This is a genomic window from Lachnoanaerobaculum sp. Marseille-Q4761 (assembly GCF_017565785.1).
Lineage (GTDB): Bacteria > Bacillota > Clostridia > Lachnospirales > Lachnospiraceae > Lachnoanaerobaculum.
Window position 1 is genome coordinate 154,308 of the sequence record NZ_JAGEKB010000003.1, and the last position, 18,991, is coordinate 173,298.

General features: G+C 35.1%; 15 protein-coding genes. 2 read left to right on the forward strand and 13 right to left on the reverse strand.

What is annotated here, in order from left to right; all coding sequences use genetic code 11:
* Positions 1-2 precede the first annotated feature (2 nt).
* Together J4O15_RS11855 and J4O15_RS11860 are read right to left on the reverse strand one after the other, a co-directional pair.
* Positions 3-1,511 carry a sugar ABC transporter ATP-binding protein gene (locus J4O15_RS11855; RefSeq protein WP_009218832.1) on the reverse strand — a complete coding sequence of 503 codons (1,509 nt, stop codon included), beginning with the start codon at positions 1,509-1,511 and terminating at the stop codon, positions 3-5.
* A 70-nt stretch (positions 1,512-1,581) separates the two neighbouring features.
* Entirely contained in the window at positions 1,582-2,688 is a 1,107-nt protein-coding gene (locus J4O15_RS11860) for a substrate-binding domain-containing protein (protein WP_009218833.1), read from the reverse strand.
* Between the two features lie 375 nt (positions 2,689-3,063).
* Here J4O15_RS11860 and J4O15_RS11865 point away from each other — a divergent pair, with 375 nt between their 5' ends.
* Positions 3,064-4,425, forward strand: a complete 1,362-nt coding sequence (locus tag J4O15_RS11865; RefSeq protein WP_009218834.1) for a citrate/2-methylcitrate synthase — start codon at positions 3,064-3,066, stop codon at positions 4,423-4,425.
* A 92-nt stretch (positions 4,426-4,517) separates the two neighbouring features.
* On the opposite strand, the gene J4O15_RS11870 is transcribed toward J4O15_RS11865, so the two are convergent.
* The 10 genes from J4O15_RS11870 to ung all read right to left on the reverse strand — a co-directional run bounded on the left by J4O15_RS11870 (position 4,518) and on the right by ung (position 17,039).
* Positions 4,518-5,309 (reverse strand): SseB family protein, encoded by a 792-nt coding sequence (locus J4O15_RS11870; protein WP_208100920.1) that lies wholly within the window; start codon positions 5,307-5,309, stop codon positions 4,518-4,520.
* Positions 5,310-5,469: 160 nt separating this feature from the next.
* Positions 5,470-6,537: an FAD:protein FMN transferase gene (locus tag J4O15_RS11875; RefSeq protein WP_208100921.1), complete on the reverse strand. Its 1,068-nt coding sequence runs from the start codon at positions 6,535-6,537 to the stop codon at positions 5,470-5,472.
* A gap of 11 nt (positions 6,538-6,548) precedes the next feature.
* On the reverse strand, positions 6,549-8,147 hold the full coding sequence (locus J4O15_RS11880) for an MBL fold metallo-hydrolase RNA specificity domain-containing protein (RefSeq protein WP_208100922.1): 1,599 nt from the start codon (positions 8,145-8,147) through the stop codon (positions 6,549-6,551).
* 174 nt (positions 8,148-8,321) lie between these two features.
* On the reverse strand, positions 8,322-9,338 hold the full coding sequence (locus tag J4O15_RS11885) for a ribonuclease E/G (protein ID WP_208100923.1): 1,017 nt from the start codon (positions 9,336-9,338) through the stop codon (positions 8,322-8,324).
* Positions 9,313-10,038: a TIGR03936 family radical SAM-associated protein gene (locus J4O15_RS11890; RefSeq protein WP_243762061.1), complete on the reverse strand. Its 726-nt coding sequence runs from the start codon at positions 10,036-10,038 to the stop codon at positions 9,313-9,315. The genes J4O15_RS11885 and J4O15_RS11890 overlap by 26 nt, the downstream gene beginning before the upstream one ends.
* Positions 10,022-11,887, reverse strand: coding sequence for a TIGR03960 family B12-binding radical SAM protein (locus J4O15_RS11895; RefSeq protein WP_208100924.1), 1,866 nt, complete (start codon positions 11,885-11,887; stop codon positions 10,022-10,024). Before J4O15_RS11895 ends, J4O15_RS11890 begins: the two co-directional genes overlap by 17 nt.
* A gap of 14 nt (positions 11,888-11,901) precedes the next feature.
* The gene (locus J4O15_RS11900; protein ID WP_208100925.1) at positions 11,902-13,632 is read right to left on the reverse strand and encodes an ABC transporter ATP-binding protein; all 1,731 of its coding nucleotides are present in this window, start codon (positions 13,630-13,632) and stop codon (positions 11,902-11,904) included.
* Entirely contained in the window at positions 13,622-15,358 is a 1,737-nt protein-coding gene (locus tag J4O15_RS11905) for an ABC transporter ATP-binding protein (RefSeq protein WP_208100926.1), read from the reverse strand. Before J4O15_RS11905 ends, J4O15_RS11900 begins: the two co-directional genes overlap by 11 nt.
* Positions 15,359-15,498: 140 nt before the next feature.
* On the reverse strand, positions 15,499-16,338 hold the full coding sequence (locus tag J4O15_RS11910) for an undecaprenyl-diphosphate phosphatase (protein WP_208100927.1): 840 nt from the start codon (positions 16,336-16,338) through the stop codon (positions 15,499-15,501).
* 23 nt (positions 16,339-16,361) lie between these two features.
* Positions 16,362-17,039: a uracil-DNA glycosylase gene (gene ung / locus J4O15_RS11915; protein ID WP_009218844.1), complete on the reverse strand. Its 678-nt coding sequence runs from the start codon at positions 17,037-17,039 to the stop codon at positions 16,362-16,364.
* A 514-nt stretch (positions 17,040-17,553) separates the two neighbouring features.
* On the opposite strand from ung, the gene J4O15_RS11920 reads away from it, so the two are divergent.
* On the forward strand, positions 17,554-18,399 hold the full coding sequence (locus J4O15_RS11920) for a Rossmann-like domain-containing protein (RefSeq protein WP_009218845.1): 846 nt from the start codon (positions 17,554-17,556) through the stop codon (positions 18,397-18,399).
* Positions 18,400-18,475: 76 nt separating this feature from the next.
* Here the strand turns inward: J4O15_RS11920 and J4O15_RS11925 are convergent, their stop codons facing one another.
* Positions 18,476-18,988 carry a hypothetical protein gene (locus tag J4O15_RS11925; RefSeq protein WP_208100928.1) on the reverse strand — a complete coding sequence of 171 codons (513 nt, stop codon included), beginning with the start codon at positions 18,986-18,988 and terminating at the stop codon, positions 18,476-18,478.
* Positions 18,989-18,991: the final 3 nt, after the last annotated feature.

An 18,991-nucleotide genomic window follows, 5' to 3' on the forward strand; every position in this document is an offset into this window, starting at 1 on the left:
TCCTAAAATTTTGTAGCTAATGCCATGATATTTTCCTGTGTAGCATCCTCTTTTGATACTTCACCGGTAATTTCACCATTGCACATAACAATTATTCTATCAGACATTCCAATAAGCTCAGGCATCTCGGAAGAAATCATTATGATGCCCTTTCCCTGTTTTGCCAAGTTTATCATTATTTGATATATCTCATACTTTGCACCTACATCTATACCTCTTGTAGGCTCATCCATTATAAGCACATCCGGATTGTTTGCAAGCCATCTTGCTATGATAACCTTTTGCTGATTACCTCCTGATAAAGACTGTATTAATGTCTTATTGCTTGGAGTCTTTATGCTCAATTTGCTTACATTCTCATCCACTACCTGCTTAATCTTACCGTCATCCAGTGCAATACCTGCCACAAGATAATTATTAAGTGAGGAGATAGCCACATTATCAGCTATTGAAAGGCAACCAAGAATACCTGTACCTCTTCTATCCTCTGTAATCATTCCCAGTCCGTCTTTTATAGCATCTCTAGGTCTTGCTATTGTCTGCTCCTTGCCCTTCATATATACTTTTCCGGATTTAATACTTCTAAGCCCGAAGATTGCTTCCATAAGCTCACTTCTGCCTGCACCCACAAGTCCGCCAAATCCGAGTATCTCACCTTTTCTAAGTTCAAATGAGCAGTTTCTGAATATATTTTCATGTATACTTGTAAGGTTATCCACCTTCAGTATAACTTCACCTTTTTCTAAATCATCTTTTGGAGGATAGATATTTGAAAGTTCTCTACCAACCATCTGTCTTATGATCTCACCGTCACTGATATCTTTAACTTCCCATGTACCTACATAGGTTCCGTCTCTCATGATGGTTATATCATCGGCTATCTCTCTTATTTCAGCCATTTTATGTGAAATATATATGAGGGATACTCCCTTTTCTTTTAATTCTCTTATTATTTTAAATAATCCGCTTACTTCATTTTCTGTAAGTGATGATGTGGGCTCGTCTAAGATAATAATCTTTGCGCCCATTGAAACTGCTTTTGCTATTTCCACAGACTGCATCTGTGAAATAGAAAGTGTCTGTAATAATGCATTTGGATTTACATTAAGTTTTACTTCTTTAAGCCATTTATTGGCTTCATTTTCCATCTTCTTATGGTCTACTACTTTTAGAGGTCCTATATTTATTGTGGGATATCTTCCAAGGAACATATTTTCCGCAATGGATCTTGCCGGTACCGGCTGCAATTCTTGATGAACCATTGCCAATCCCTTATGAAGTGCATCATCAGGATTTAATATATTCATTTTTTCTCCGTCTACATAGACCTCACCGGTATCCATTGTATATATTCCAAACAGACATTTCATAAGTGTGGACTTGCCTGCGCCATTTTCACCCATAAGAGCATGTACGCTGCCCGGTTTGACATTAAGATGGATATTGTCTAGTGCTTTTACACCGGGGAAACTTTTTGAAACCCCTTTCATTTCCAATCTGTACTCTGACATCCATTGCTCCTTTCAAAAATCGGGTGTGCAACAGCACACCCGAAAGATGTTTACATAATATTTGCTTTTATTATTTTACAAGTTCCAATATCTCTGCTGCGTTCTCTTTTGTAACCTTTACATAATCTACAGGAATCTTTGTATCTACCTTCTCACCCTTTGTGAATGAAACAGCTGCCTTTGCTGCTGCCTGTGCCTGGCTGATAAAGTCATTAAATACTGTACCTGTCATCTTATCTTCCGATACATTCTGTACTGCCTCTGCAAGTGCATCAACACCTACTATATAGATATCCTCGCCTACTTTTCTGCCTGCTGCACTGATAGCCTGAAGTGCACCAAGTGCCATAGCATCATTGTTACAGAAAATAACTTCTACATCTGTACCATACTGTGTAAGTGCATCCTGTGCAATCTGCTGTCCCTTAGCCTGATCCCAGTCACCTCTTTGAATAAGAAGTTCCTCAGCCTTTAAACCGCTCTTCTCTGTAAGTGCCTTAACCGAATACTCTGTTCTGTACTGAGCATCGATATTCTCAGGGTCACCCTGGATCATAATGTACTTAACAGTTCCGTCACCATTGATATCGCCCTTGTTTGCAAGTTCTGCAATCTCTTCACCCTGGAATGTTCCTGACTGACGAGCATCTGCACCTACATATGTAGCTTTGATACCGTCTGCTGCCCATCTTGACTCCTCTGCCTCATCCGGCTCACGGTTGATGTATACTACAGGGATTCCTGCTTCCTTAGCAAGATCTGTAACTGTAGGTGCTGAAGATGACTGTACTAAGTTAAGAATCATAACGTCAACTTTTGTTGCAATAAAATTGTTGATCTGGTTTGTCTGCTCAGCCTGATCATTCTTACCGTCCTGAACAACTACATTCTCAGCCGGAATTCCAACTTCCTCTGTGAGATATCTAACAAGCTCATTACGGTATAATGTCATAAAGTTGTCATCAAACTTGTAAATTGAAATGCCTACTTTGATGTCCTTTGCATCCTTACCTGTAGCCGCTACCGCCTCTGAAACACTCTCAGCCGCCTTGCTTTCTTCCTTTGCTTCACTGCTTGCAGCTGTTGTCTCTGCAGGTTTTGAACCTCCACATGCTGCTAATGAAATAGCACATATAGATGCTACTGATAATGCCATTAATTTTTTGAACAATTTCATTTTTTTCCTCCCTTTGTTCTGTTCCATTTTGTAAGCTTATTTTAATATTGTTTACGATTATTTTACAGAGAATATTTTTACTCTTTCTATTGAATTTTTTCTATTGAATTTTTTTCAGGGAAATTTTTCCTGTTTTTATTATATGTTTTCATCTGATACACAAAAAAACCTAATACATAATCATTACTAAAAATGTACATTTTTTCATTTTTATAAATTTCATTTTTTTCATAAATCATTATTTATCAAGTTTATATAATTTTTTAATTCAATTTTTCCTTAAAATAATGTATAATTATAATACTTGTACTTTTTATATAAGTGCATACCTTTGTACATTGTATTAACTTTATTTAATATCAGAAGGAGGAAAATATGAGCTACAATCAAAGAATTACAAAGGAAATAGAGGATCTGACCTTAAAGTGCCGTAAAAATTTAACTATCGACCAGTCTTTGTATAAAGAATACGATGTACAAAGAGGGCTTAGAAATCTGAAAGGCGAAGGAGTCAGAGCCGGACTTACCCGTATTTCCGAAATAACATCTTTTAAAAAAGAAAACGGTGAAAAGATTCCCTGTGACGGTGAATTAAGATATCAGGGTATAGATATACATGAACTTACGGACGGATTTTTAAAAGAAAACCGTTTCGGATTTGAGGAAATAGCATATCTTATGTTGTTTGGAAATCTTCCGACCGAAAATCAGCTTAAAGATTTTATCCGCTTACTTGGTGAGCAAAGATCATTGCCGAAGAATTTTACAAGGGATATTATAATGAAGGCTCCCAGTAAGGATATGATGAATACACTTTCAAGATCTGTGCTTACATTATATGCCTACGATACAAAGGCTGATGATACTTCACTTTCAAATGTACTCAGACAATGTATAAACCTTATCTCCACCTTCCCTATGATGTGTGTTTACGGCTACCATGCCTATAATCACTATATAAGAGATAAAAGTATGTATATACATCGTCCATCAAATAATCTCTCCACTGCAGAAAATATTTTATTGATGCTTAGAGAGGATAAAAAATATTCCGATCTTGAGGCAAAGGTTCTTGACTTGGCAATGGTTTTACATATGGAGCATGGCGGAGGTAATAACTCCACATTTACAACCCATGTTGTAACCTCATCAGGTACCGATACATATTCTGCAATAGCCGCAGCCCTCGGTTCACTTAAAGGACCGAAGCATGGCGGTGCCAATATAAAGGTTGTTGAGATGTTTAAAGATATGAAGAAAAATATTCGTGATATAAATGATGAGGATGAAATCAGAGCATATCTTTTAAAACTTTTAAGAAAAGAAGCTTTTGATAAGGCCGGTTTGATATATGGAATGGGGCATGCGGTATACTCACTTTCCGATCCTCGTGCCAATATCTTCAAAAAATATGTTGAGCAGCTTGCCGATGCAAAAAATAAACATAATGATTTTAAACTCTACAGTGCCGTGGAAAGACTTGCACCGGAGGTAATAGGCAATGAAAGGCATATATATAAGGGAGTCAGTGCAAATATAGACTTCTACAGCGGATTTGTTTATGGGATGCTTGATTTACCAACGGAGCTTTATACACCTATATTTGCCTGCTCAAGAATAGTCGGATGGAGTGCACACAGAATTGAGGAACTTATAAATACCGATAAGATTATAAGACCTGCATATATGGCAGTAAAAGAGCGTGAAAATTATATTGATATAAAAAACAGAGAATAATTTATAAATACACAGCCCCATATAGCAAATCACAGCTATATGGGGCTAAATCTTTAAACGACGGCTTTAATAAATTATTATTTTTTAAGTTATTATTTTTCAGCCGGTGTTATTTCCATATTTCTTAAATTATTTAATATAGATGAGCTTAGCGGAAGGCTGACTCCCATAGGATTTATAAGGAATCCCTCACATTCGGGAGGAAGCGGGAAGTTAATAAGATTCTTGGAATCTATTATAGTCTTTTTAACCGTATCATCATTTGGCATCTTGTCAAACTCTATATTGTCTGTAAATACAGGTATCATACTTCCGCCACCATTACCTATCTTTAACATAAGCATCTGCATCTGAGTTTCGCCGTCAACCTGTGTTTCTCTTACAGGTACAAGGAATCTTGCCTTTAAAATATTCACCATCATCTCTTCTTCCATTTCATGGATTTCAGGTGTATTCGGATTGTCAAGATTTGCTCTTATCTCCTGGCTGAAATAAAGCATTGTAAGCTGCAATGTTCTGTTCTCTATAGGTCTTTGCTCAGGAGGCAGCTCACTGAAATCCGATAATTTTACAATTTCATCAAGCTGGATTATAAAATCTTCTCCCTGATAATTGTATTTAATTGCATTCACACCTGCTATAAGCATATGTGTAAAGGCTCTTAATACACCTTCCTGATTAAGTTCCACCACAGTATTCTTTTGCTTATTTTCTGATAATTCCTTAGATTTTTTTTCTGCATTTTCCTTTATATCAAATAAAAAAGCTACATCATCAAAACTTTCATCATCACAATAAACGAATGGCAATCTAGTAAAATCAGAGTGAATCATATAAAGATTTACCGCCTTTGGAATACTTGCCAATACTTCTCTTCTATCCATTTTAATCTCCAAAAAATTATTTATCTTCAAACTAATATATACTCTTTGACTATCAAAGTCAAATATTTAGTTATCGGATATAGCACAAATATAGAATTTGTAAACTTTTATATTATAGCAAAAAAATCCGTATTTCTTATTAAAATATTTTTAAAATAATTTAATCATTGACAAGCTGTTCCTTAGCACCTTCTGAATATACTATACTGTAATCGGAAAGGATAAAATATCCGTATGTATCCGGTAAACTGTCCAAAAGCTTTACTCCCTCTTCCACTCCAAGCGAAAAACATGTGGTAGAGAGTGCATCCGCTTCTGTAGAGGATTTTGTCAATATACTTACCTCCACAAGTCCGTTGTCATAGGGATAACCTGTCTTCGGATTTAAAATATGATGATAGTTCTTACCGTCTATTACAAAATGTCTTTCATAAACTCCTGAGGATACTACCGATTCATCATCCACTGTAAGCAGTGCCACGGTTTCATTTCTGTCGGCATAGGGCTTTTGCAGACCGATTGTAAAATTATTTCCATTCGGCTTTTTTCCTATACATAGGACATTTCCGCCAAGATTTATAATGGCACTGTCCACACCCTTACTTAAAAGATATTCCTTGGTTTTATCCGCTATATATCCTTTCGCAATGGAACCCAAATCTATTCTTGTATCATCAGACATAAAGTTTACAGTATTTCCCTCTACACTTATCTTTTTATAGTCCACTTTAGGTAAAGCCTTTGCAATACTTTCATCACTCGGCAATTCCGGTTCTTCTGCATTAAAATCCCATAATTCCTTTAAAGGCTCGGTTGTAATATCAAATGCTCCATTTGACACTTCACTGTAATAAAGAGCCTTGTCAATAAGATAAGCCAACTCATCACTTACCTCTACACTCATAGTACCTTTTTCTCTATGGTTTAATTTATAAAGCTCGGAAGCTTCATTTGTTGCGGAGAAAATCATCTCATAGTTTCTGATAAACTCCAAGGACTCTTTTAATATATTCTCATCACCGCCATTATATATGGATACTGTAATAAATGTATCAAGTGCAAATGTTGTATCGGTCAAAGGTTCATCACTGTTTTTTTTATCTGTTGAAAGATCAAAATTATTGGCTATGGATTTTGTACTTGTGTGCTTTCCCACTATCGCTATTACAAGCAACACAAAAACCACCGCTGCAACAGCTATTACCGTTTTTTTACTAAAATTTTTCACATTGTCTCCTACTAGATTTCCCATTTTTTTGCCAGATCATTTATTTGATCCGCAAATTTTGCCAAATCCTTATTGGCACCATGTTTATTATCCTTTATTATTCTTAATAGTCTTTCACCTGCTCCAAGCAATCTTAAATAAACGCTGCTCTCCTGTTCTTTTACTTCTCTTACAGCTACAGGTACACCCTTTGTCTTCTTTATCCACTCACCTGTTATCAGATCAAATACCGATCCTGAAAATGGTGCGGATGCATTTATACCGTATTTATTCTTAAGTTCATTTGAAAAACTCTCACATACCCTGTCATCACCGTGAACTATAAATACTTCCTTCGGTTTTTCCTCAAATGCACTTATCCACTGTATAAGACCGTTTTTATCCGCATGTGAACTGATGCTTTTTAAAGTTTCAATATGTGCATTTACGGATATATTTTCTCCAAAAAGCCTTACTTCCGAAACATTGTCCTGCAATACTCTTCCAAGTGTGCCAAATGCCTGATATCCCGCAAATACCACGCTGCATTCACTTCTCCACAAATTATGCTTTAAATGATGCCTGATTCTTCCGGCATCACACATACCCGATGCCGATATAATAACTTTCTGTGATTTGTCAATATTTATAGCCATGGATTCATCACTGCTTACAGTCATTTTCAAGTTTGGAAAAGCAATCGGATTTATGCCGCTTTCTACCAACGCCTTGGTTTCCTCATCATAACATTCAAGCAGATTGTCCTTAAATACATTCGTAGCCTCTATTGCAAGAGGACTGTCCACATAAACCGGAAAATTCGGAAAATTCTTTACAAGATTATTTTGTTTTATCTGTCTCATAAAGAAAAGCAACTCCTGTGTTCTACCTACCGCAAAAGCAGGTATCACCACATTTCCCCCTCGCTCCAATGTATACTCGATTATTTTTGCAAGATCTGCAACATGGTCGGCATCCGCTTCATGGAATCTGTCACCATAGGTGGATTCCATCAAAACATAATCGGCATCCTTTATATATTCCGGATCTCTAATCAAAGGTTTATTAAAGTTTCCTATATCTCCCGAAAATACGATTTTTCTGCTCTCATTGCCCTCTTTAAGCCATACCTCTATAGATGCCGAACCAAGAATATGCCCCGCATCTATAAATCTTATACTTATATTTTCATCAATATCTATTTTCTGATTATAGCCTACACCTCTAAAGAGCTTTATACTCTCTTCAACATCAGCCATCTCATAGATAGGCACCTCTTTTTGTCTGCCGGCTCTTTCAGCCTTTCTGTTTCTCCATTTTATTTCCTCAGCCTGTATATGCGCACAATCTCTAAGCATTATTTTACAAAGCTCCATTGTTGCGTTTGAAGAATAAATCTCTCCCTTAAAACCTCTTGCCACAAGCTGTGGTATCATTCCGGTATGATCAATATGAGCATGTGTCACAAAAAGATAATCTATCTGTGCCGGCGATACGGGGAGCGGTGCATTCTCATACACATTTATTCCCTGTTCCATACCATAGTCTACCAAAAACTTCTTATCCCCAACCTCTACATAATGGCAACTTCCTGTAACCTCATGGTCCGCACCAATAAATTCTAGTTTCATATCTTCCCCTTCACACTTAATCCGGCAAGCCGGTGATCATAAAAGTTATACGAGCCTAACTTTATTATAACTTTTATAATTATTTTTAGTCAACTTTAAAATTATTATACGACAATATTTGTTTATAATCCATACTGTTATACAATACTTAAAATATGTAAGTGGAATATATAATTATTTTTTCATTATTTCTTCAAGGCTTGGTTTTCTTTTTCTTCTGGTTATCTCAAAAAGACACAGCTTTGTAATATCTATTGCTACAGTATTAAGTCTGTCCTCTTTTAGATAATCCTTCATTGTATGATAAATCAAATCTATCTCTGATTTATCGGTAGTGTTTATCAAATCAATAATAATAATGCCTGAAATATTTCTAAGTCTGAGCTGCCTTGCCGTTTCCTTTATCGCCTCAAGATTGGTGTTAAGCTTTACTATATTTGCATCTTTTTTTTGAACATTTTTTCCGGTATTTACATCAACCACCGTCAATGCTTCCGTTGATTCTATATAAAGATAACCTCCATCCTTTAACCATGCCTTTTTGCTTAACAATTCACCAAAAAGAGTATCTATTGAATACAGCTTATTTAGGCTTATCATACTGTCCTCATAAAGTCTTACTCTCTTTAACAGCTCCTTATTATTCTCAGAAAAGAACTCAACTATCCCTTCATAAACTTCTGCAATATCAGTAACTATATCAAACTCACAATATTTTAATCTGTCCTTTATGATATCAATATAATCCTGTGAACCTGCATAGAGCATACCCGGAGCCTTTATATAGTTTTTCTTTGCCATTATTTTATCCGATATCTCACTTTCAATACCGGATAAATTGGCGGTCGCACCTGGCAGTTTGTTATTTATAGGAAGTTTTGAAATCTTTATTAAAATATCATCTCCCTCACATAATTTACTATGCTCTTTTTCATCGGCAAATATCAAATACTTTAATTCAGCCATATCAAAATACACCATTTGACGCCCTGAATTAAACTCTATCTCTACAAAGGCGGCATTTATATTTGGGGCTATTTTTTTTACTTTACCTATATGAATACTGCCAAGTAAAGAATTTTCCTCAATATATTCTATTTCATTCGGCTTATTGTTTTCATAGGATATGGCAAAAAGTTTATTTTTATACCTTGTAATTAAAAGCTTAGATAATTTCACATCCGTACTCATCCAGAGACTTCCCCTCATCAGTATACATATCTAATCTGTATAAATAATACTCATTCTTTTTTGCAGCCGTTAAACCCTCTTCATATAAAAAATCCATTACGGCTGCCGGCTTTATATTATTTGTGCTTCCCTGTGATAGATGCATAAATACACCATTATCTATAACTTCAAGCTTATATATATATGGCTTTATATCTATAACCGATGTGGTTTCAACCTCTACAAATTTTCCATACTGATTTTTCTTTTTCTTTTTAGAAACTTTTGTAAGCAAAATAGACTCTTTTGACATCAGCTTATCAATGGCTGATTTTATATCATTTTCACTTACCTCTGATTTAAACTCAGCCTTAAAATCAGCCGTATCCATAAGTGCCATTGCAGGCTTTGAATTATCCGGTATCTGCAAAAATTTTGTAACCTTCATTCCCGTGCACATCATATCATTAAGCCTTTTTATAGCTTCCTTTGAGGAAATATGGCTACCTTCTTTAAGCTCTATATCCATATATTCACCAAGTCCGGATACTCCCATACTTAAAGGAGCACCAAAGGACATTATCTGATGAGGTGAAAATCCCTCGCTGTATTTTATCGGAATATCTGCTCTTCGCATAGCTTTTTGAAAATATCTCATCAAATCAAGATGTCCGATAAAACGCATCTGTTCCGTCTTTTCAAACTTAATTCTCACCTTCAAAGCAAACACCTCCATTATATTTCCTTGCACCGCATCCAAGACATTGCTGTCTGCAGTTTGGCGAAATCTTATCTTCATGCGCGGTTTCCCATTCTCTGATAAGAAAGTTCTTTGTTACTCCCGAGTCAATAAAATCCCATGGGAATATCTCATCAATATCTCGTTCTCTCAAAGTATAAAAGGTCGGATCTATACCGCTTTGCTCATATGCCTTCTGCCAGTATTCAATATTAAACTGATCAGACCATGAATCATATAGAGCACCGTTTTTATATGCATTTACTATTACATCCGCAATTTTTCTGTCACCTCTTGCCATAAGCCCCTCAAGTAAGGTGACCTCTGCATCATGATATTGATATTTCATACTTTTTTGATTCAGCTGCTCTCTAAATGTATCCTTTACAAGATGCGCTCTTCTTAGATACTCCTCCTCCGTTTCCATCTTTGCCCATTGGAACGGAGTAAAAGGCTTCGGTACAAAAAATGATGAACTTGCCGTAATAGATACCTTGCCGTTCCTTTCATCCTTAGGTATAGAATAATAGTTCTCCGCTATTTTCTCACAAAGAAGAGGTATTCCCTTAATATCCTCATCCGTTTCTGTAGGAAGTCCCAGCATAAAATAAAGCTTTACCTTATTCCATCCTCCCTTAAACGCCTCCATCGAGCCGTCAAGAATATCTTCCTCGGTAATTCCCTTATTTATTACATCCCTAAGTCTTTGTGTACCCGCCTCAGGGGCAAAGGTCAGAGAACTTTTTTTCACATCCTGAACCTTACTCATTACATCCAGTGAAAATGCATCTATTCTAAGAGAAGGAAGTGAGATATTAATTCCCCTGTCCTTAGTATATTCAAGCAGGAAATCAAGCAATTTATCCAACTGACTGTAATCACTTGAGCTTAAAGAACTGAGTGATATCTCCTCCGCTCCGGTGATATCAAGCATGGTTTTAGCATAATTTATAAGATACTCAAGTGAATGTTCTCTCTGAGGTCTATACACATTTCCCGCCTGGCAAAATCTGCAACCTCTTATACATCCTCTCATTATCTCAAGCACCACTCTATCCTGAGTAATCTTAATAAAGGGTACTACAGGTTTTGAAAGATAGGAAACTGTATCCAGATTTTGTACCACCACTCTGTGCACAACATCCGGTACATTTTCATACTTCGGTATGAATGATTTTATTGTACCGTCATCTTTATAACTTACATCATAAAACTGCGGTATATACATACCGTCAAGATTTGATGCCTTTAGTAAAAATTCATGTTTAGAAAGTTTATTCTTCTTACATTCCTTGTATAAATCAAGCAATTCATCATATACCACTTCACCCTCTCCGATATAAAATATATCAAAGAAATCAGCCAAAGGTTCGGGATTGTATGAACAAGGACCGCCACCTATTACTATAGGATATTCCTCTCCTCTATCCTTTGCATATATCGGAATATGTGAAAGCTCCAGTATTTGCAATATATTTGTATAACACATCTCATATTGTAGAGTGATGCCTAAAAAGTTTGCATCCTTTACATTCTCCTGACTTTCCAGACTGAAAAGAGGTATGTTCTTTTCTCTCATTATTTTATCCAAATCCATCCATGGAGAAAAAAGTCTTTCACAAAATGTATCTTCTCTTCTATTTAACATATCATAAAGTATCTGCATACCTATATGACTCATCCCTATTTCATAAACATCGGGAAAGCACATAACAAATCTGATATCTATATCCTCTATCTTTTTATCTCTTGAATTTAACTCACCGCCTATATATCTTGCCGGTTTGTCTACGCTAAGCAGTATATCATCGCTTAGTGCCAATTTTCTCATATATTCCTCTTTCTTTATACCGCATTGTTTAAATCATAATAAAAGCCCTTCATTTCCATAAGCTCCTTATGATTTCCCTGCTCTATTATATGTCCGTCCTTAAGTACAAGTATCATATCCGCATTTTTTATGGTTGAAAGTCTGTGTGCTACCACAAAGCTTGTTCTTCCTGTCATCATTTTATCAAATGCCTTACTTATTCTTGCCTCGGTCATTGTATCAATACTTGATGTAGCCTCATCAAGTATCAGCATTGGCGGAAGTACAAGCATTATTCTTGCAATGCATAAAAGCTGCCTTTGTCCTGCCGACAGATTTTCTCCGCCTTCACTGACTATGGTATCATAACCTTTAGGTAATCTTTTTATAAAGCTGTCCGCATAACTTTCTTTTGCTGCGGCAACTATCTCCTCAAAGTCCGCATCAGGTTTGCCGAAAGCAATATTATCTCTGACAGAGGCGTTTTTGAGCCAAGTTTCCTGCAATACCATGCCGAAATTTTCTCTTATAGACTTCCTTGTTACATCATTTATATTTTTTCCTTCAATTCTTATACTTCCGCTGTCTATATCGTAAAAACGCATCAAAAGATTTATTATAGTGGACTTTCCGCTGCCTGTAGGTCCCACTATTGCAATTCTCTGTCCTGCTTTTACATTTAGATTCAGATTCTCAATAAGCTTTTTTGACTTATCATAGGAGAAATAGACATGTTCCATTTCCACATTTCCGTCTACATCACTTATTATATTATTTACATCCTTATCAGGAAGAATCTCCTCCTCATCAATAAGTGTAAAAACTCTGGCTGCACAGGCAAATGAGTTTTGAAGTTCAGTCACTACTCCCGATATCTCATTAAAGGGTTTTGTATACTGTGTGGCATAGCTGAGTACCGATGTAAGCTGCCCTACACTCATTTTACCTGTAATGGCAAGCAATGCACCTGAAATAGCAACCCCTGCATATACAAGTGAATTTACAAATCTTGTAGCCGGAAAAGCTATAGCTGAGATAAATATTGCATTCTGACTTGCCACTCTTAGCTCTTCATCCGATTCTTTAAACTCTTCCTTTATGCTGTTCTCCATATTAAAGTTTTTTACAGTAGAAAGTCCCGCAATCATTTCATCCACAATTCCTGTCATTTTCGCTCTTTTTTCAGATTGTGACTTAAAATGTTTATAGGTATTTTTTGCAATAAAACCTGCAACAAGCATTGCAATAGGTGTAACCAAGAGCACCACCAAAGTAACATACACATTTATAGTAAACAATATAATTATAGTAAGTATTATAGTAAGGATTCCTGTAAAAAACTGTGCAAATCCCATCAAAAGACCTTCCGAAAACTGATCTACATCATTTATAATCCTGTTTATAATCTCACCATGACTTGTAGAATCCACATAGGATATAGGAAGCTTCATTATTTTTTTGAAAGCCTGATTTCTTATATCCCTTACCATATGATATGCTACACCGTTATTTATTGCAGTCATACACCATTGTGATAGGGAAGTTATAAACATCATTATAATCATGGTTATTATAACTTTGGTAAGCCTTATAAAATCTACATTGCCTTTTGATATAACGGTATCTACCGCCCTACCTGTAAGTATCGGCAGATAAAGTGTTGTAAGTACAATTACCACAGCCAGTAATAAACTTATAAAAATCCTGAATCTATATGGAAACAGAAGATTCAAAATTCTTTTCAATGTATTTTTATTATTTTTCATTTGAATCCTCCTCTGACATAATCTGTGAATTATATATCTCCCTGTATATTGAATTAGACTCTAAAAGCTCATCATGAGTACCGATGCCTACTATTTTTCCGTCATCCAGTACAATTATCCTGTCTGCATTTTTTATAGATACGATTCTTTGGCTTACAATCAATGTTGTAATATTTTTTATCTGTTTTATTGCCTTTCTGAGTCTTGAGTCTGTAGCATAATCCAGTGCGGATGATGAATCATCAAGTATCAGTATTCCGGCTTTTTTAACCAGGCTTCTTGCAATTGAAAGTCTTTGTTTTTGTCCTCCCGAGAAATTATTGCCATACATTGCAACCTCGGAATTAAGCTTATTTTCTTTGGAATTTATAACGTCCACAGCCTGTGCGATAGTCGCAGCTTCATATAATTCCTGCTCGGATGCATTATTATCTCCCCACAGCAGATTACTTTTTATATCGCCTCGAAACAGTCTTGATTTTTGTTCCACCAAAGCTATGTTTTCTCTTATAGACTCAATGCTGTACTCCTTAATATCCTTTCCCGCAAGTTTTATTTTACCTCTGCTGATATCATAAAATCTTGGAATAAGATTTATAAGTGAACTCTTACCTGAGCCAGTACCTCCTATAATACCTATCGTTTCCCCTTTTTTTATACAAAAGCTTATATCTGAAAGTGCTTCCTGCTTTGACTTAGGATAAGCAAAGCCGACATCTTCAAATGATATAATATCTCCCTCAAAATTATTTATTTCAAGTTTTAATTTTCCACCTTTTATAGATGATTTTATATCAAATATCTCATTTATTCTCTTTGCACAGGCACTTGCTTTTGCTAAAAGGATTATAAGATTTGCAAGCTTTACAAGCTCCACCAAAATCTGTGACATATAATTTATAAGAGCGACAACCTGACCTGTACTTAAGTTTCCGATATTTACCTGTATTGCACCTGCCTGCAGTATGGCAACTATACCTAAATTAACCACCACATATGTAAGAGGGTTTAACAGTGCGGATATATTACCGACCATAACCTGATCATTATACAAATCCTTTGTAGCGTCATTATACTCTGATACTTCACTTTCTTCCTTTGAAAAAGCACGAATGACCCTGATGCCTGAAAGATTCTCTCCTGTTTTTCCAAGCACCTTATCAAGCTTTCGTTGTACATTTCTATATAGACCGATGCTTTTAGACATTATAACAGACACTATTATCGCTAAAATCACTATAACGGTAAATGCAATTATTGACATTTTAGCATCAATATTAAAGGACATTATAAATGCCCCTGCCACTATAAACGGAGATCTGAGAACCAATCTGAAAAATCTGTTTACACCGTTTTGTACCTGATCACTGTCATTTGTCACTCTGGTTACCAAAGTATCTCTTCCAAGTATATCAGTTTCTGCATGTGAAAAGCTCAAAATGTGAGCAAATAGATCATCCCTGAGTTTTGTTCCAAAGCCTGTAGCAGCCTTTGCACTGAAATACTGAGCAACAATGGCTGATGAAAGTCCTATAACAGCCAGACTTACCAGCAAAATACCCATCTTTATAATATAGTCGGAATCTTTGTTTGCAATGCCGACATCTATGATTTTTGCTATTACAAGCGGAACCAAAAGTTCAAATGCCGCCTCTAAAAATTTAAATAATGGAGCAAGAACCGACTCCTTTTTATAATCTTTTAAATATCTGACTAATCTTAGCATACTCCTCCTATCAGTCTATATACAATTTATTTATGATAATTCTTTTTTACCCGAATGTCAAAGAAAAAGGCATATATTTATAATGAAAGCTCATAATAAATATATGCCCTGATTTTAAGATAAAAGTCAAAGTGTTTATTTTACTTCATACTCATCAAAGATGATACAAGATACCAAACCACTATTATAATACCAAGTCCGATTCTATAATAACCGAAGAATTTAAAATCATTTTTCTTTACCCAGTTTAATAAAAAGCTTATAGAAAAAAGTGATACAAAAAAGGCAACACTCATTCCAATTATCAGATATAACACCTCTACAGCAGTATAGTGGAAACCGAACTTTACAAGTTTTAAAAGACTTGCCCCAAACATTATAGGAATACTCAGGAAAAAGGAAAACTCAGCCGATACGGATCTGGTCGCCCCCAAAATCATACCGCCTATAATGGTTGCACCGGATCTGGATGTACCCGGTATAAGTGCAAGTACCTGGAAAAATCCGATAAATAATGCGGTCTGATAGTCTATTGAATGTATACTTCTGATACTATACACCCTGTTTTTATTGGAATTTTCTATCATAATAAATAATATACCGTAAATAATAAGAGCCATGGAGATAACAAAACCGTTACGCAGATGTGCCTCCACCCATTTATCTATTAACAGACCAAGCATAGCCGCCGGAATACATGCCACAATTATTTTTTTCCAAAGTTCAATGGTAAGATACATCTTTTTGGTATTAATGCCCTTGCTGAAAGGATTAAGCTTTTTAAAATACAATACAACCACGGCTAAAATAGCTCCAAGCTGTATTACAACTTCAAACATAGCCTTAAATTCCTCACCGGCATTAAGCATAAACAACTGCTCAACCAGAATAATATGTCCGGTGGAGCTTATTGGTAGCCATTCTGTTATACCCTCTACAATACCGATAATTATGACCTTTAGTATTTCTAGTATACTCATACTGATTCTTCCTACCTTATCTTCTAAATATTTTCTATCTGCCAATCAATGGGAGATATATTGTTTTTAATCAAAAATTCATTTGCCTTTGAAAAATGTTTACAACCGAAAAATCCTCTATATGCCGAAAGTGGGCTTGGATGCACCGTCTTTAATACCAAATGCTTAGGATTATTTAACATCTTTGACTTTGATATGGCTGCACTGCCCCATAACATAAAAACTATAGGTCTATCTGTATCATTTATTATTTTTATGATGGCATCGGTAAAGTTTTCCCAACCCTTCCCCTGATGCGAAAAAGCCTTATGCGCTCTTACGGTCAATATCGTATTTAATAAAAATACACCCTGATTTGTCCATTTTAAAAGATTTCCGTTATTAGGTATATATGTACCCACATCATCCTGAAGTTCCTTATAAATATTTACAAGGGACGGCGGAATCCTTTTTTGCGACGGCGGAACCGAAAAAGATAAACCATGGGCTTGATTATCACCATGATACGGATCCTGTCCCAAAATCACTACCTTTATATCCGATAAAGCTGTAAGATGTAAAGCTTCAAATATCTTATCTGCGGGAGGGTATATAGTATACTTGCCGTACTCTTCTTTTACAAACTCATATAAGCTCCTATAATAAGCTTTTTTAAACTCACCACTAAGTACTTCTTTCCACTCCCCGGTTAATTCACTCATATAATTACCCCTATATTTGCTTTATTGAAAGATTTATCTGAAATATATGTCCACTTTCATAAAAATAGGTCATACACAAAACTATATAATCTATTCTATCATAGCTAATTATCCTATACAAGGTTTTAAAGTAAGCTAAATTGTGCAAATTAAATATTTTATCTGATTATTATTATTTAAAAGGAATTTTATGGAGTCCATATTGTATACAGCCCCATATATCATCTTTATTCTTATTTTTTAAATAAAATATTCTACAAAGTTTTTCACTTATATTTAAGCAATTTGCGGTTAATTATATATTTTATCCCCTATCTCATATTTATATTATATAAAATACTTATATATTATCAAGTATTTTATACGATTTTAAGTATTATTCGGTATTTTTGCATGCTGTATGCAATATTACCATTTTACAAATGAAATTCTTTAACATATAATAAGTTTGTTACAAAGAATTGAAAACCGCTGAAATAACAGTTGGTTTGTTTTTATAGTATAAAGGAGAATTATGAAGGATATACAAAGAATACTTGAAATCAACCTTGCTCTTTACAAACAATATAATATAACTATGCCTAATTTGGAGGAATTTGTTTTCGGATTCAAATGGGCAATGGCTTTGGATAATAATAAAAATATAAGTTTTGCACTTAGAATCGGCAAGGAAAAGCCTATTAATGAATATGAAGCTATAATAAAAAATCTTTTGGGAAAGCCTCTTGATCAGTGTATAAGTGAACTTTTAATAATGGAGGATGAAACAGTCAGAACATTGCTTGTAGTGCTCAGCAGTTTAATGAGCAAGCCTCTTAACAGTGTAGAACTTTTAAAGGATAGAGGTATAGAGCGTAGTGAGGGACTTAATTTCAGATATGATGTCAAAGATATGAAGGTAGGACTTATCGGTTATGGAGTTTATCTAAAGTTTTTCCTTAATAAATGCAAGGAATTCCATGCATTTGACCTGACACCTGAAAAGCAGATTTTAAGCTATCATATTTCAAAAAATAATACGGAAGTCTATCCGAAGAATATATACTTCCATCTCGGAGACGATGCACTGAATCATAAGGATGTACTTGAAAATCTGGATATCATAATAATGACAGGCTCCACTTTAGTTAATAACTCCTATCTTGATATATTAAATACCTGCAAGAATGCAAAGATTAAGGGTATATACGGTCCAAGCAGCGAGTTGTCACCTGATTATCTTTTTGAAGCGGGATATAATTATATTTTCAGCATGAGTGCAAAGGACAGTAAACAATACCTCGATTGCTCATTTGCACCGATACCTGATTTTAACACCTTTGAATTGATGAATTTATATGAATTAAAAAAGATTAATTAAAAAGCTCTTTCACAAGGTTCAATGCCCATACAGCAATTTAGGCTGTATGGGCATTTTTTTCAACAGTCCTCTATACTTAAAAACAAAATCTTAGTATAAGATAAGAAAATAGCGAGCAGATAACTGAGAGAATACTCATTGCAAATATTCCCTTTACAAATCCTATAGCGTGAAACTTATAGTTTTTATTCCCCTTACAGTCTTCAGTTCCCGGTAAAACAAAGTATTTACATGAAAATAAGCAGATAAATAACCAGTCAACTACCATTAAATCAACCATATTCCATGTCATACAGATAATCCATATATGAAAAAATATTTTAAATATATTTAATTTATATAAATTGTATTCATAAACCGAAAAAGCTATAAGCATTCCCATAAGTATAAAAAAGCTTAATCCGGCAAAAATATATCCTTTAAGTTTGTGAGAGCCTGATGGCGGCTTAATGGCTGCAACTTTTCTTACATCCTCGGGATAGTCATGTTCTATAGTAAATGGGAAGATTCTAACCGATATTGAAACAAGAATCACCCATAAAAATGACCATATAAACGCTTCTAATATAATGTTTCTAAAATTTAGCATTGT

Bases quoted from the DNA above. Each gene is read 5' to 3' on its own strand.
- J4O15_RS11885 (WP_208100923.1), bottom strand. From the start codon at position 9,338: ATGAGTACGGATGTGAAATTATCTAAGCTTTTAATTACAAGGTATAAA.
- J4O15_RS11895 (WP_208100924.1), bottom strand. From the start codon at position 11,887: ATGAGAAAATTGGCACTAAGCGATGATATACTGCTTAGCGTAGACAAA.
- J4O15_RS11905 (WP_208100926.1), bottom strand. From the start codon at position 15,358: ATGCTAAGATTAGTCAGATATTTAAAAGATTATAAAAAGGAGTCGGTT.
- J4O15_RS11910 (WP_208100927.1), bottom strand. From the start codon at position 16,338: ATGAGTATACTAGAAATACTAAAGGTCATAATTATCGGTATTGTAGAG.
- J4O15_RS11870 (WP_208100920.1), bottom strand. From the start codon at position 5,309: ATGGATAGAAGAGAAGTATTGGCAAGTATTCCAAAGGCGGTAAATCTT.
- J4O15_RS11865 (WP_009218834.1), top strand. From the start codon at position 3,064: ATGAGCTACAATCAAAGAATTACAAAGGAAATAGAGGATCTGACCTTA.
- ung (WP_009218844.1), bottom strand. From the start codon at position 17,039: ATGAGTGAATTAACCGGGGAGTGGAAAGAAGTACTTAGTGGTGAGTTT.
- J4O15_RS11860 (WP_009218833.1), bottom strand. From the start codon at position 2,688: ATGAAATTGTTCAAAAAATTAATGGCATTATCAGTAGCATCTATATGT.
- J4O15_RS11920 (WP_009218845.1), top strand. From the start codon at position 17,554: ATGAAGGATATACAAAGAATACTTGAAATCAACCTTGCTCTTTACAAA.
- J4O15_RS11900 (WP_208100925.1), bottom strand. From the start codon at position 13,632: ATGAAAAATAATAAAAATACATTGAAAAGAATTTTGAATCTTCTGTTT.
- J4O15_RS11925 (WP_208100928.1), bottom strand. From the start codon at position 18,988: ATGCTAAATTTTAGAAACATTATATTAGAAGCGTTTATATGGTCATTT.
- J4O15_RS11855 (WP_009218832.1), bottom strand. From the start codon at position 1,511: ATGTCAGAGTACAGATTGGAAATGAAAGGGGTTTCAAAAAGTTTCCCC.
- J4O15_RS11880 (WP_208100922.1), bottom strand. From the start codon at position 8,147: ATGAAACTAGAATTTATTGGTGCGGACCATGAGGTTACAGGAAGTTGC.